This window comes from Pseudomonas sp. MMS21 TM103 (assembly GCF_022132145.1).
In the GTDB taxonomy this organism is placed as follows: Bacteria; Pseudomonadota; Gammaproteobacteria; order Pseudomonadales; family Pseudomonadaceae; genus Aquipseudomonas.
The window spans coordinates 683,171-697,362 of sequence record NZ_JAJISP010000001.1 but is presented as its reverse complement, the minus strand read 5'-3'; the positions used below and the strand labels follow the sequence as shown (position 1 = coordinate 697,362).

Below are 14,192 nucleotides of genomic sequence, written 5' to 3'. Positions count from 1 at the left end.
CTCTTCATCAGTTGACCGGGTTGACCAGGCGGTACACGGCGTCGACCACATCGCTCACGCTGCGCACCGACTTGAACTCTTCGGCAGCGATTTTCTTGCCGGTCTGACGTTTGATGTGGTCGATCAGGTCGACGGCATCGATGCTGTCGATTTCCAGGTCCTGATAGAGGTTGGCCGTCAGGGTTACGCGCTCGGCGTCCAGCTCGAAAAGTTCGACCATCGCGTCGCGCAGGGTGGCGAAGATCTCATCACGGGTTTGCATGTGCTGAGTCCTCAGGCCGTTTGCCGTGCTGCAACGAAGGCCGTCAGGCTGGCCACGTTGGCAAAGTGCTGGCGGGTGTCCTTGGCTTCGGCGTCGATCTTGATGCCGAAGCGTTTCTGGATTGCCAGGCCCAGCTCCAGGGCGTCCACCGAGTCCAGCCCCAGGCCTTCGCCGAACAGGGGTAGGTCGGCGCCGATGTCTGCGGCCACCATGTCTTCCAGGCCAAGGGCCTCAATGATCAGATGCTTGATTTCCAGCTGTAAATCGCTCATCTACGGCGAGCTCCTTAATGAAGTGGCGGTGCAAGAATTGGTTGAGTTTACGCGAGGCGATGGGGGCCGCGCCCTGTGCACTGAACAGTTGCGGGTCGATATCTTCGCCCACGCGCAGGCGAATATGGAAACGCCGCGCGGGAATACGGTACCAGGGCTCGGCCTTGGTCAAGGTGGTCGGGGTTACGCTGATCGCCACCGGGGTGACGATGCGCGCGCCGCGCAGCGCGATGGCGGCCGCGCCTCTGTGGAATTCGGGTGGCTGCCCCGGTGTGGTGCGCGTGCCTTCGGGAAAGATCACCAGGGTCTGGCCGGCGTGCAGGGCCGCCGCCGCCTCGTCGAGCATGTCCATGCTACCGCTGTTACTGATGTACTGGGCGGCGCGGATCGGCCCGCGCATACAGGGGTTGTCCCACAGGCTCTGCTTGACCACGCAGTTGGCGTCGCGAATGAAGGCGATCAGCACCACCACGTCGATCAGCGACGGGTGGTTGGCGAGCACCAGCTGGCCCGGTCGGCCCAGGCGGTCGGCGCCTTCCACCTCGTAGGTCAGCACTCCGCTGCGGAACATGAACTGGACGAAAGCCCGGAACACCCAGCTGATCACGCCGCGGGCGCGGTAGCGCTGCGTCTCGGCGTCGCCCGGCAGCAGCCCCAGCACGGGGAAGACCAGGACGCGCAGCAGCACGCCGCCTATGCCGAACAGGGTGAAGCTCAGCGCCGTGGCGATCAGGCGCCACCAGAAGGGCGCGCTGTAGGGGCTCAGGCCTTGTCGTGTGACCAGATCCATTGGCGGTTTTTCCAGTGATGCACGAGGGTCGGCTGTCCGCTGCAGAGCGCACGCAGCAGGCTGATGGGGTGTGGCCATGCGGCTGTTTGGCCGGCTCCGGTGCTCAGTCGCAGGTGCCAGTCGTCACCTGGGGTGAGCAGCAGGGCAACGGCGTAGGGAAACGGCACGTCGTCGACGTAGGGCGCATACACCGCTGGCGGTGCTTCCTCGGCGATCACCAGCAGCACTGCCGGAGCGCCCTCGCCGAGCAGCATACTGGCTTCCAGCATGGCGTGTTCGAGGCCGTCGCCAGCCGCGGCCACGGCGGTCATCTCGCTGGTGTCGCCACGCAGGATCGACCATTGACCGATGATGGCGTTGTGCACTGAAAGGCTGAACTGGGTCGGCGACAGGGGTTCATCGCGCGCCAGGTCGTTGAGGATGGCCAGGGTGCGCGGCGTCTCGCCGTGGCGCGAGGCGAATATCAGGGGCAGGGCCGGGTATGCTTCGGCCAGCGGCCAGGCAACCTGGAACAGCATCCGTGCCAGGCGGCTGAGGCGTCGGCGTTGCATGGCCGGGAGGAAGCTGACATCCGGTTGCTGCTGGCCGTCGGCCACGCGCACGGGTGCCTCGCACCAGGTGCGCCACTCATCCTTGCTCTCCAGGCCGGGGGCCCAGGCACGCCATTGCTCGATCCTGAAATGCATCACACCAAGCATTTTCCCGGCCCCTGTGGGCGTCCTTGTCAACTGCGGCTGTCCCGCGCGACAGGTTGAATTGTCGGCGGTGCCATGGCGAAGTGCCCGCATTATCTAGGTCGCCGGCATTCTGCGCAAACTTTGCCGGAGCGCTTCTGATGGATGGGCGGGCGATTTCAGACGCCGACCTCGCCCTTGTCATGCGCTTTGCATAGAATCCCAGACCAACGAAGTCAGGGAGGTTTGTCATGCGGCGTGTGGTATTCAATCAGAAGGGCGGAGTGGGCAAGTCCAGCATTGCCTGCAACCTGGCGGCGGTAAGCGCCTCGCAGGGGTATCGCACGCTGTTGGTCGATCTGGATTCCCAGGCCAATTCCACCCACTACCTCACCGGCCTGACGGGCGATGAGATCCCCATGGGCATCGCCGAGTTCTTCAAGCTCAGCCTGACCAGCGGGCCTTTTTCCAAGAAGGGCCGGGTCGATATCTACGAGACGCCGTTCGACAACCTGCATGTGGTCACGGCTACGGCCGAACTGGCCGATCTGCAGCCCAAGCTGGAATCGAAACACAAGATCAACAAGCTGCGCAAATTACTCGATGAACTGGCCGGGGATTACGACCGGATCTACCTGGATACGCCGCCTGCGCTGAATTTTTATACGGTTTCCGCATTGATCGCCGCTGATCGGGTGCTGATCCCCTTCGATTGTGACAGTTTTTCGCGTCACGCCCTGTACGGCCTGTTGCAGGAAATCGAGGAACTCAAGGAAGACCACAACGAAGGGCTGGAGGTCGAGGGCATCGTGGTCAACCAGTTTCAGCCCCGGGCGACCTTGCCGCAGCAGTTGCTCGATGAACTGATCGCCGAGGGCTTGCCGGTGTTGCCGGTGAACCTGATGAGTTCGGTGCGCATGCGTGAATCGCACCAGGCCTGCACACCGCTGATCTATCTGGATGCACGGCACAAGTTGACCCAGCAGTTCGTCGAGCTGCACGACTTGCTCAATGCGGCCGATTGAGCGGGCTGGATAACCGGCAAGTGAGCAAGCCCCGGTCAAGTCTCCGCGGCTAACCCTTGTGGCCCTCAACAGGGGGGCATAAGCCAAAAAAAGGCGCCAGTGGCGCCTTTTTTGTTGTTGTGCCCGGGTGATGGCTATTTAGCGCACGACCAGAATGTCGCAGGGTGCCTTGTGCAGGAAATGCTGCGCCAGGCTGCCGAGCAGTGCCTGGGACAAGGCGCTGCGGCCATGGCTGCCGAGTACCAGCAGTTCACTGCGGCGGGTTTTCAGCTGTTCCTGCAGTTTGCGCAGGATGCCGCCTTGTTGCACCGAATGGGTCAGGGTCGGGCCATTGGCGGGCAGGCTCTGCGCTTCGTCCAGCATCAGCTGATCAATCAAGGCGCGTTGGATCTGCAACTGGGCCTCGACTTGTTTGGCTGTGCCCTTGTCCGGCTCGAACACGTGCAGTGCATGCAGTTCGGCCTGTGCCGGCAGCAGGCGGTAGGCCTGCTCCAGGGCGCTGCAGGCGCAGAGGGAGAAGTCGATGGCGGCGAGGGCGCGCTGGTAGGGTTTGGCGTCGTTGCGCGCTACCAGCAGCAGCGGCACGCTGCAGTTCCTGGCAATACGGTCCAGGCTGGTGCCGGAGAAGAAATCGTGGCGCTGATGGTGGGCGCCCAGTACCAGCAGGTCGCAAGCCAGTTCCTGCACTTGCTGCAGCACCACCTCGGACGGTTTGCCGCCGATCAGGCGCAGTTCGCTGCCCGGAGGGGCGAATCGGGTCAGGCTGCGATCCAGGGACTGATGGGCTTTTTCGTGCTCCTGGCTGCTCTGGGTGGGGTCGAGAACGTGCAATACCGTCAGCTTGGCATTGTGCTGTTGCGCCAGCTGGGTGGCGCGGCACAGGGCCATATCGGCCGTGTCGCGCAAATCATGGGCAATGAGGATATTGGTAAACATGTGGAAAATCTCCGGCCGATGGATGTCGGCGATTTATTATCCATCAAGCAATAGTCGATCTTTTGACCCAAGACAAGGCCAGACGTCAGCGTGCGCGCAATTGATAAAGGCCGCGACTCTCGGCCACTACTTCACCACTGGCGTCGGTCAACTGCAATTCCAGCAGGTAATCGGCCTTGCCCCGGGATTGCGCCTCTTGCTGCAGCCGGTCGATCTGCTCGGCATCGAGTCGGGCCTCGACATGGATGTCGGCCACGGCCGGCCGGCGAAAACGCAGGTTCATTTCCTTGATCACCGGGTAGAAGCGTTGGCTGTCGAAGCTGGTGAGAAACAGTGCGCCACCTGGGATCTCCGCCAGGGTGAAGAGTGCGCCGGCGTACATGCTGCCGATGTGATTCTGGTTACCGGCCAGGGGCATGCACAGGCGTACATACCCCGGCTCGAGCACTTCGGCCTTGAGGCCGCTGCGTTTGACGAAGGCAATCTGTTCTTCGGTGAGCTGACGGGCGATTGCGACAGGCAGGGGCATGATGGTCGGCCTCAGGTGATGTGCTGATCAGCCTAATGCGTCGCCGGCGGTGCGCAACTGACCGTAACTGTCGTCGTGCTTGACCCTTTCGCTCAGAGCCCTTGGCTCTGCAGCCAGGCCAGTAGCTGTGGCAGTGGCAGGGCGCCGCTCTGGCGGGCGACTTCGCGGCCAGCCTTGAACAGGATCAGGCTGGGGATCGAGCGAATACCCAGCTGGCTGGACAGTTGCGGGTTGGCCTCGCTGTCCAGCTTGCCCAGGCGACAGCGCCCCTGCAGTTGGCTGGCCGCCTGGTAGAAGGTTGGCGCGAAGGCCTTGCAGGGTCCGCACCAGTCGGCCCAGACATCCACCAACAAGGGTAAATCGCCCTTGAGCTGGCTGGCGAAGTTGGCCTGGGTCAGTTCGAACGGTGTGCTCGCCACGACTTCATGCTTGCAGCGTCCGCAGCGCGGGTTGTCGCCCAGGCGCTCGGCGGGGATGCGGTTGAGGCCATTGCAGCTCGGGCAGGGGATCAGCAGCGGGTTGGACATGAGCGACTCCAGAGACGGGATAGCCCTTATCTGGAGTCGGCAGGTCCACTTATCAAGGCTGATCCCGCAGCCTGGCCTTCAGCTCCCCGCAGCCTGCAGTGCCTGTTGCAGGTCGGCCACAATGTCGTCGCTGTGTTCGATGCCGATCGACAGACGCACCATGTCGCGCGGCACCCCGGCCTTGGCCAGTTCCTCGTCGTTGAGCTGACGGTGGGTGGTCGAGGCCGGATGGCAGGCCAGCGACTTGGCGTCGCCGATGTTGACCAGGCGCACCACCAGTTTGAGCGCATCGATAAAGCGCGCGCCGGCCGCCTGGCCGCCGACGATGCCGAAGGATAGGATCGAGGCCGGTTTGCCTTGGCAGTATTTTTGCGCCAGGTCATGCTCGGGATGATCGCTCAGGCCGGCGTACTTGACCCAGGCCACCTGTGGCTGTGCCTTGAGGAATTCAGCCACCTTGAGCGCGTTCTCGCAGTGACGCTCCATGCGCAGGGCGAGGGTTTCCAAGCCTTGCAGGATCAGGAAGGAGTTGAAGGGTGAGATGGCCGCGCCCATGTTGCGCAGCGGCACCACCCGGCAGCGGCCGATGAAGGCGGCTGGGCCGAAGGCCTCGGTGTAGGTCACGCCGTGGTAGGAGGCGTCCGGGGTGTTGAGCAGGGCGAAGCGCTCCTGGTGCTGCGCCCAGGGGAAGCGGCCGGAGTCGACCACGATGCCGCCGATGCTGGTGCCGTGGCCACCCATGTATTTGGTCAGCGAGTGCACGACGATGTCGGCGCCGTGTTCGAACGGCCGGCAGAGCATTGGCGTGGCCACGGTGTTGTCGACGATCAGCGGCACGCCATGACGGTGGGCCGCCTCGGCCAGGGCCTGAATGTCGATGATATTGCCCGCCGGATTGCCGATCGACTCGCAGAACACCGCCTTGGTCTTGTCGTCGATCAGCGCTTCCAGGGCGGCGATGTCGTCATGGGCGGCGAAGCGCACTTGGATACCCTGGCGCGGCAGGGTGTGGGCGAACAGGTTGTAGGTGCCGCCATACAGCTTGGCCACCGAGACGATGTTGTCGCCGACTTCGGCGATGGTCTGGATGGCATAGGTAATGGCAGCCATGCCGGACGCCACGGCCAGCGCGCCGACCCCGTTTTCCAAGGCCGCGACGCGCTTTTCCAGTACGTCGGTGGTGGGATTCATGATGCGCGTGTAGATGTTGCCGGCGACCTTGAGATCGAACAGGTCGGCGCCGTGCTGGGTGTCATCGAAGGCGTAGGAGGTGGTCTGGTAGATCGGCACTGCCACGGCCTTGGTGGTCGGGTCGGGGCTGTAGCCGGCGTGCACGGCCAGGGTTTCCAGTTTCATGCGGGCGTTCCTTCAGGGGCGTTTGAAAGAGTCGCAGCATGGAGAGAGAGGCCGATCCGGGTCAATGATCTGAGCAATAAAACTGGCGCGGCATCAAGTCCATTGGTGTTGACCTGCTGTCGCGCCATCGCTCACACCGGCGTCAGAGGCCAGAACCAGGGAATCACGAAGCTGGCCACTACCCAGAGCAGCAGGTTGAGGGGGATGCCGATCTTCATGAAGTCGGTGAAGCGGTAGCCGCCGGCGTTGTAGACGAAGGTGTTGGTCTGGTAGCCGATGGGCGTGGCGAAGCTGGCACTGGCGGCGAACATCACCGCCACCACGAAGGGTCGCGGGTCGACGCCCAAGTGCTGGGCCAGGCCGATGGCGATGGGCGTGACCAGCACCGCCACGGCGTTGTTCGAGAGCATCTCGGTGAGGATCGAGGTCAGCAGGTAGATGAACGACAGCATCAGCAGTGGCCCGGCCCAAGGCAGCAGGCCCATGACGTTCTCCACCATCAGTTTGACCAGGCCGACCTTGTCCATGGCGATGCTGATCGCCAGCATGCCGAAGATCAGGCTGAGGATCTTCCAGTCCACTGCCTTGTAGGCGTCTTCCACGTCCAGGCAGCGGGTTGCCAGCACGCTCACTGCGCCGATGATCGCCAGGCCTTCGATTGGCATCACGCCGAAGGCGGCCAGGAGCATCACCGCCAGCGTGGCAATGATCGCAATCGGTGCCTTGTCGCGGCGGAAGGCGCGCTCCTGCACGGCGTTGAGGCTGATCAGTTCACCATTGTCGGCGAAGCGTTTGATTTGCGAAGGGGTGCCCTCGACCAGCATCACGTCGCCGAACTGCAGTTCGAAGTCGTCGAGGTTGCCCTGGATGTTCTCGTCCTGGCGGTGCACGGCGAGCACGGCGATGCCGTAGCGCGCGGTCAGGTCGAGGTCGCGCATGGGCCGGTGGCTGTAGCGCGAGTTGCGCCCGACTATGGCCTCGGCGAGGATCACGTCGTGGCTGCTGATGGTTTCGAAGGCGTCGCCGCGGTTGAACGACAGGTGACCGCTCTCGCGCAGTTCCACCACGTTCTTCACCTGGCCGTGCAGCACCAGGCGGTCGCCGCTGGCCAGCAGGGTGGCGTGGCTCGGTTCGGTCAGCTCCTGTTCCTCGCGGAACAGCTTGAGCACCTGCAGGCCGCTGCCGCCGTTGAGGTTGGCCTCGGCCAGGGTCTTGCCGACTACCGGCGAGTCGTGCGGCACCAGCAGTTCGGTCATGAAGGTGCGGTCGAGATCGGGGCGCAACTGTTTGGACAGGGTTTCGCGTTCTGGCAGCAGGTGGCGGCCGATGGTCAGCAGGTAGAGCATGCCGACCGTGGCGAGGATCAGCCCGGCGCCGGTGATCTCGAAGATGCCGAAGGGTTCCAGGCCGGCCTTGCGTGCCACGCCGTCGACCAGGATGTTGGTCGAGGTGCCGATCATGGTCAGGGTGCCGCCGAGGATGGTGGCGTAGGACAGCGGAATCAGCAGCTTCGACGGCAGGGTGTTGGCGCGGCGGGCCAGGGCGATGGCCACCGGGGTGAGAATGGCCACCACCGGGGTGTTGTTCAGGCAGGCGGAAATCACCAGGGCGGTCAGGGTCAGGCCGGTGAGTACGCGAATCGGGCTGGTGCCGACCAGGTTGCCCAGCCAGTTGCCCAGGGCGTCGATGCAGCCGGTGCGCTCCAGTGCGGCCGACAGCACGAACATGCAGGCGATGGTCACCGGTGCCGAGTTGCTCAGCACGCTGAGGACCTCGGTGGGAGTCAGCAGCTGCGTGACCAGCAGCGCCGCTACGGCAATCGCCGCGACTATGTCCGGGCTCCACTTCTCGCGCACGAAGGCATACAACACCCAGACCAGCAGGGCGCCGACAAACAGCAAGGGCAGGGGCAGCGAGTCCCAGAACATGAGCGTCCTTAGCGTGCGAATCGTGTATGAGGTGACGGGCGCGCTCAAGGGCGGCCGCGCGAGGCGCTGAAGATAAGGGTTGCGGCTTAGAGAGTCTAAGAATGTTTGAGAAGGTTTATATGCTTTTTCGGTTTAATAGATAAGGCTGTACCGCTACCCTGGCGGTGCACTGTCTCTGTGTCAGCCTGCCATTGGCCGGTTAGGCTCGGGTTTTCGAGAGGGGGATGAGCGATGCGCCAGTTAGGCCTGCTCGGTGGCATGAGCTGGGAATCCACCGCGAGCTATTACCGCCTGCTCAATCAGGGTGTGCGTGAGCGTCTGGGTGGCCTGCACTCGGCGCCCTTGCTCGTGCATTCGGTGGACTTTGCCGGGATCGCCGCGCTGCAGCAACTGGGCGACTGGGATGCTGCCGGGCGGCAGTTGGCGATTGCGGCCCAAGGGCTGGAGCGCGCCGGTGCGACGGCGCTGCTGCTGGCGACCAACACCATGCACAAGGTGGCGCCGGCCATCGAGGCGGCGCTGGACATTCCCCTGCTGCATATCGGCGATGCGGTCGGCCAGGCGCTGCAGCGTCAGGGCGTCAAGCATGCGGCCTTGCTCGGTACGCGCTTCACCATGCAGGAGGCTTTCTACCGCGAGCGCCTGGCCGAGCGCTTCGGCATCCAGGTGGTGGTGCCCATGCCCGCGCAGATGGACGAAATCGATCGGGTCATTTTCGCTGAGCTCTGTCAGGGCCGGTTCCATGACGAGGCTCGTGCCTTCTACCTGGACTGCCTGGCACAGCTGCATGAGCAGGGCGCCGAAGTGGCGATTCTCGGTTGCACCGAGATCGGCCTGCTGCTCGAGGGCGCGTGCGCGGCGCTGCCGTTGCTTGACAGCACCGAGTTGCACGTGGCGATGGGGCTGGAGTGGCTGCAGGGTGACTGACGTTTGCGTTGAGCGGGTGGTGGATGACAAAAGCCTCAACCACCTTGCCTGGGCGTCTGGCCGCGCCTACGACGAGCAGCTGATCTCCAGGTGCTTGCCCCATTCCGGTGGGCGCTGGGCGTAGCGCTCGAAGCCGGGTTGCTCGTCGAACGGTCGGCTGAGTACGGCATGCAGTTCGCGTACCGGGGCGTAGTCGCCTTGCTCGGCGGCATCGATGACTTGCTGGGCCAGGTAATTGCGCAGGATGTACTTGGGGTTGGCCGCGTGCATGCGCGTGCGGCGCTCGGCCTGGGTTCCGCCGTCCTGTGCGCTGCGGATCCGGTAGGCGCTGGCCCAGGCATCGAAACCCTGGAGGTCGGTGAAGTCCTCGCGCAGGCGGGCCAGAGACTGTTCGGCCGCGCTGTCGCCCAGTTCGCGGAAGAAGTTGCTGTAGTCCACTGCGCTGTCTTGCATCAGTTGCAGCAGGCGCTGGATCAAGGCGTCGTCGCCGGCGTCGCTGCTGAGCCAGCCCAGGCGCCGGCGCATCAGGTCAAGGTAATGGGTCTGGTACAGCGGCAGGAACAGGCTCAGGGTCTCGCGCAGGGCATCGACCTCGACCAGCGGGGTCAATGCCTGGCCGAGGGCGGCGAGGTTCCACTGGGCAATCGGCACCTGGTTGCTGAAGCTGTAGCGCCCCGTGTCGTCGGAGTGGTTGCAGATGTGCCTGGCGTCGAAGTCGTCGAGGAAGGCGTAGGGGCCGTAGTCGAAGGTGATGCCGAGGATCGACATGTTGTCGCTGTTCATCACCCCGTGGCAGAAACCATAGGCCTGCCAGTGGGCGATCAGCTCGGCGTTGCGCTCGACCACTTCGCGGAACATCGCCAGGTAGGGTTCGGGCTGCTCCAGGCAGGCGCGGAAGTGGCAGCCCAGCACATGCTCGCCCAGTTGTTTCAGCAGGTCGTGCTGCTGGGTGTAATAGAAGTACTCGAAGTGGCCGAAGCGCACATGGCTCTGCGCCAGGCGCAGGACCATGGCCGCGCTTTCCTGCTTCTCGCGCCAGACCGGGGTGCTCGATGCGGTGACGCACAGCGCCCGTGAGCTGGGGATGCCGAGGGCATGCAGGTGCTCGCTGGCGAGGAATTCGCGAATCGATGAGCGCAACACCGCACGGCCATCGCCCATGCGCGAGTAGGGGGTCTGCCCTGCACCCTTGAGGTGCAAGTCCCAGTATTCGCCGGCCTGGTTGACCACCTCGCCGAGGAGCAGGCCGCGGCCGTCGCCCAGGCGCGGGTTGTAGCCGCCGAACTGATGCCCGGAATAGACCATGGCCCGCGGCTCGGCATCGCTCCACAGCTTGTGCCCGGCGAACAGCTGGGCGAATACCTCGCTCTCGGCTTCACTCGGGTCGAGGTCGAGCAGGGCCATGGCGGCCGGGCTCACCACCACCACGCGCGGCTCGGCAATAGGATCGGGCAGCACGTGGGTGGAAAAGGCATCGCCGAGTCGGGCGAAGCGATTGTCGAAGGTCAGGTCGGTCAGGCTTTTCAAGGGCGGCTCCTGCAATTCCGAGTATTTTGCTAGGAATTGCAGGCTTGGGGAAGGGGTAGGCCGCTGTCGGGGGTTATAACGGATCGTCGCCGGAGTCGGCGGGCGGCTCCAGTTTGGGTGCCGGGTTGGACAGCTGCAGTTCCTGGCCGGTGAAGTTCTTCACATGGATATCCAGCTGGCGGAAGGCGATGTCGATGCCGTGCTCGCGGAACATGCGGTCAATGGCGCGGTTGATCTCGTCGGTGGCGGCATTGCGATCGCCGAGCTCGCGGACATGCACGCGCAGTTCGTGATCCAGTGTGCTTTCGCCGAAAGTCAGGAAGAACACCAGGGGGATCGGGTCGCGCAGCACTCGCGGGTTTTCCTGGGCCGCCTGCAGCAGCAGCTTGTGCACAAGTTCCAGGTCCGAGCCGTAAGCCACGCCGATGGTCAGGGTGATGCGGGTAATGGTGTCATTCAGCGACCAGTTGACCAGTTGGTCGGTAACGAAGGTCTTGTTCGGGACGATGATTTCCTTGCGGTCGAAGTCGGTAATGGTGGTGGCACGGATGCGGATCTTGCTCACCGTGCCCGAGAGATTGCCGATGGTCACCACGTCGCCGATGCGCACCGGGCGCTCGAACAGGATGATCAGGCCGGAGATGAAGTTGGCAAAGATTTCCTGCAGGCCGAAGCCGAGGCCGACCGAGAGCGCCGCCACCAGCCATTGCAGCTTGTCCCAGCTGACCCCCAGGGTCGACAGGGTGACCACGAAGCCGATGGCGACAATCGCATAAGACAGCAGGGTGGTGGTGGCGTAGGCGCTGCCTTGCGCCAGGTGCAGGCGCGACAGCACCAGGACTTCCAGCAGGCCCGGCAGGTTGCGTGCCAGCGCCGCGGTGATGCCGACGATGATCAGCGCGCCGATCAGGTCGCTGAGGCTGATCGGTATCAGGCTGGCGGTTTCGCCGCTGCCGCTGCTGTATTCATAGAGGTTGATGTTGTCCAGGTAGGCGAACACTGAAAGCAGGTCGGCCCAGACCCAGTACAGCCCGGCAATGAAGATGCCCAGCAGGGCCAGGCGAATCAGCCGTAGCGACTGCTGGTTGACCTGCTCGATGTCCAGGGTTGGTTCTTCCACCACCTCGGCACCCTCGCTGTTTTCCTTGGCCTGAGCCAGGCGCTTGGCGGTGGCGCGCTGGTAGGCTAGACGCCTGGCGGCGACGCCGAGGCCGCGCACGAAGGCGGCTTCGACGAATAGCCAGATGATCAGCAGGTAAAGTGTGTCGATCAGCCGGTCGCTGAGTTTCAGCGCGGTGTAGTAGTAGCCAAAGCCGACCGCGATGATCAGCGCCAGCGGCAGCAGGTTGAACAGCAGGCCGAGGAATATCCGGAACGCCGAGGCTTGCTCGCGAGCCGGGCCACTCAGCAGCAGCTTGTGCAGAATCCAGGCCATCAGGCCGTAACAGCCCAGCACCACGGCAATGCCGATGACATCATCGGCCAGGCTGGCGGGTTGGTGTTCGGCGACAGCGACCACGCCGGCCAGGGCCAGTACCACCAGGCCCAGGTAACGAATCTGTCGGTGGAGGAAATTTACCTGCGTGCGCGGCCAGCGGAAATGCAGTTCGGCCACCCCGCCCGGGGCGAGGATCCGGTACACGGTGTAGAACACCAGCCAGGCCTGGGCCATTTCAAACATGGCCGCCCCGAGGTAGGCATTCTGTCCGCGGGCATCCATCTGCAAGGCAAAGCCGCACAGCGCCAGGAACAGGGTGCCGGGTAGCGCCAGCAGCATGTTGAGTAGAATGGCCAGGGGTGTGTGCAACTGGCTGTCACGCTTGAAGTGGCCAACGTCCTGATGCAGTTCGTGCAGCTTGTGGTACAGGTAGCTGCGTTTCCACAGCAGTAGGCCGATCAGCAACAGCAGCGGCAGAAACAGCAGCGGCCGCTCGACCAGCCCGGCGCCCAGCTCACGCAGATTGGATCCCCAGGGCAGGTCGGCAATCTGCCGCTCCAGCAAGCGTGGCACGCTTTTGAACCAGTCGAGATCCAGTGACTTGTTGCTGGGGATCCAGAACATCTGCTCATCCAGGGTCGCGCGCAAGGCGCCGGCGGTGCTTTGCAGTTGTTTCTGGTTGAGCTGCAGGGTAATCGACTCGTTGAGCAGCGCATTGAGCTCACGGTTGATGCGGTTGAGCAGCTCGCGGCGGTTGCTCATCAGTTCAAACAGGGTCGCGCGCAATTGCGGGGTGACGTTCTCTGCGGGCTGCTCAGCGAGCAGCTGCTCGACATAAGCGCCGGGGTTGCTGAGTTGCTCGCGCTGCTGGGTCAGATCGAACTGGTAGAGGCGAATGTCGGCAATTTCGTCGGCCAGTCCCTTGTCCAGCGTCAGCTTGGGCAAGGCCTGCTTCTGCTGGTAGAGGATCTTCGACAGCAGCAGGCTGCCTTGCAGCACGCTAATCTGTTCATCCAGGGCCTGGTCGCTCTGGTTGAGGGCGTCCAGTTGCTGGCGGGTCTTCAGGTTCTGTTGGGTCAGCTGATTGAGGCGTTCGGTGGAGCGCAGCAGGTAGTCGGACAGCTTGAGGTTGCGCGAGCTGACGCTGGCCAGGAGCTTGTCGGAGCCGGCTTTCTCTGCCTCGAGAGATTGCTCGGCGACGGTTTTCTCGGACTGTGCGCGGCGTTTTTCGTTGACCAGCGATTGCAGGTCGAGCAATTCCTGCTCCAGGCGCTTGATGCGTTCATCGAGCAAGTCGCGCTGGCTGCTGCCCAGATCCTGCAACAGGCTGTTGCCCGCCAGTTCTTCGCGGCGCAGCAGGGTCTGCGCATTGAGCGCGGCGAGTTCGGCACTGAGCAGGTCACGGCGTTCGGCAGTCAGCGATTTACCGGCTTCCTTACCGTTTTTCAGGGCGTTGTTGATCTCCTGAATCCGCGCCTGGTTGCTGCTGATCTCCCCCTGCGCCCGCTCGGGGCGGGTCTGCGCAGTGATGATCAGACTGTTGGCGTCGATGATCTGTTTCTGCCAGTCATTCAACTGAACATTGCGTTCACTGAGCAGTTGCTCCAGTTGCGGCACCGCCGCATTGGCATAGCGCTGGGTAACCGGGGTGGCTGGGCTGGCCTTGAGGCGGGTCAGTTCACGCTGGGCTTCAGTGATCAGTCGCGGCGCTTTCTCGAGTTGCTGTTTGAGGTCGGCCAGGCGTTTTTCACTGTCGGCTTGCTGGTTGAGCAGCTCAAGGGTTTGCTCCAGGGTCTGCTTGAGCGCCAGCTGCTCGGCTTCCGGCAGTTTGCTCTCGGCCAGTTTTTCCAGGCTGCGCTGCACCTCGGCGCGTTGCGGCGACTCGGCTGCGAGGCTCAGGGGCGTACTCAGGCAAAGCCCGAGCAGAAGTACGGCTAAACAGGTACGAAAAGGGGGCATGGTCGCGATCGTGCTGCTCGAGAAGAGGTTGAGTCTAACAGG

At 63.5% G+C, this 14,192-nt stretch carries 13 protein-coding genes; 2 read left to right on the top strand and 11 right to left on the bottom strand.

Going from position 1 to position 14,192, the window contains the following annotated elements; genetic code table 11:
* Positions 1-7: 7 nt before the first annotated feature.
* Genes LJY18_RS03185 through LJY18_RS03170 form a run of 4 tightly spaced genes read right to left on the bottom strand, consistent with a single transcriptional unit; the run spans position 8 to position 2,010 of the window.
* Positions 8-262, bottom strand: a complete 255-nt coding sequence (locus tag LJY18_RS03185) for an acyl carrier protein (protein WP_238040344.1) — start codon at positions 260-262, stop codon at positions 8-10.
* Between the two features lie 11 nt (positions 263-273).
* Positions 274-534, bottom strand: coding sequence for a phosphopantetheine-binding protein (locus tag LJY18_RS03180; RefSeq protein WP_238040343.1), 261 nt, complete (start codon positions 532-534; stop codon positions 274-276).
* Entirely contained in the window at positions 494-1,324 is an 831-nt protein-coding gene (locus LJY18_RS03175; protein ID WP_238040342.1) for a lysophospholipid acyltransferase family protein, read from the bottom strand. Before LJY18_RS03175 ends, LJY18_RS03180 begins: the two co-directional genes overlap by 41 nt.
* Positions 1,297-2,010, bottom strand: coding sequence for a beta-ketoacyl synthase chain length factor (locus tag LJY18_RS03170; RefSeq protein WP_238040341.1), 714 nt, complete (start codon positions 2,008-2,010; stop codon positions 1,297-1,299). Before LJY18_RS03170 ends, LJY18_RS03175 begins: the two co-directional genes overlap by 28 nt.
* 239 nt (positions 2,011-2,249) lie before the next feature.
* Between LJY18_RS03170 and LJY18_RS03165 the strand changes: the two genes are divergently transcribed.
* On the top strand, positions 2,250-3,023 hold the full coding sequence (locus tag LJY18_RS03165) for a ParA family protein (RefSeq protein WP_238040340.1): 774 nt from the start codon (positions 2,250-2,252) through the stop codon (positions 3,021-3,023).
* Between the two features lie 138 nt (positions 3,024-3,161).
* Here LJY18_RS03165 and LJY18_RS03160 read toward each other — a convergent pair whose 3' ends face one another.
* From LJY18_RS03160 to LJY18_RS03140, 5 genes are all read right to left on the bottom strand, one after another.
* Positions 3,162-3,959, bottom strand: coding sequence for a universal stress protein (locus LJY18_RS03160; protein WP_238040339.1), 798 nt, complete (start codon positions 3,957-3,959; stop codon positions 3,162-3,164).
* Positions 3,960-4,044: 85 nt separating this feature from the next.
* On the bottom strand, positions 4,045-4,488 hold the full coding sequence (locus LJY18_RS03155) for a PaaI family thioesterase (RefSeq protein ID WP_238040338.1): 444 nt from the start codon (positions 4,486-4,488) through the stop codon (positions 4,045-4,047).
* A 92-nt stretch (positions 4,489-4,580) separates the two neighbouring features.
* Positions 4,581-5,015 carry a thioredoxin TrxC gene (gene trxC, locus LJY18_RS03150; protein ID WP_238040337.1) on the bottom strand — a complete coding sequence of 145 codons (435 nt, stop codon included), beginning with the start codon at positions 5,013-5,015 and terminating at the stop codon, positions 4,581-4,583.
* A gap of 78 nt (positions 5,016-5,093) precedes the next feature.
* Entirely contained in the window at positions 5,094-6,371 is a 1,278-nt protein-coding gene (locus LJY18_RS03145) for a bifunctional O-acetylhomoserine aminocarboxypropyltransferase/cysteine synthase (RefSeq protein ID WP_238040336.1), read from the bottom strand.
* A 131-nt stretch (positions 6,372-6,502) separates the two neighbouring features.
* Complete coding sequence (locus LJY18_RS03140; RefSeq protein WP_238040335.1) at positions 6,503-8,299, bottom strand: SLC13 family permease; 1,797 nt, start codon at positions 8,297-8,299, stop codon at positions 6,503-6,505.
* A gap of 231 nt (positions 8,300-8,530) precedes the next feature.
* Between LJY18_RS03140 and LJY18_RS03135 the strand changes: the two genes are divergently transcribed.
* Positions 8,531-9,226 carry an aspartate/glutamate racemase family protein gene (locus tag LJY18_RS03135; RefSeq protein WP_238040334.1) on the top strand — a complete coding sequence of 232 codons (696 nt, stop codon included), beginning with the start codon at positions 8,531-8,533 and terminating at the stop codon, positions 9,224-9,226.
* Positions 9,227-9,292: 66 nt separating this feature from the next.
* Here LJY18_RS03135 and selO read toward each other — a convergent pair whose 3' ends face one another.
* Positions 9,293-10,753 carry a protein adenylyltransferase SelO gene (gene selO, locus LJY18_RS03130; RefSeq protein ID WP_238040333.1) on the bottom strand — a complete coding sequence of 487 codons (1,461 nt, stop codon included), beginning with the start codon at positions 10,751-10,753 and terminating at the stop codon, positions 9,293-9,295.
* Between the two features lie 73 nt (positions 10,754-10,826).
* Entirely contained in the window at positions 10,827-14,150 is a 3,324-nt protein-coding gene (mscK, locus tag LJY18_RS03125) for a mechanosensitive channel MscK (RefSeq protein ID WP_238040332.1), read from the bottom strand.
* Between the last annotated feature and the right edge of the window lie 42 nt (positions 14,151-14,192).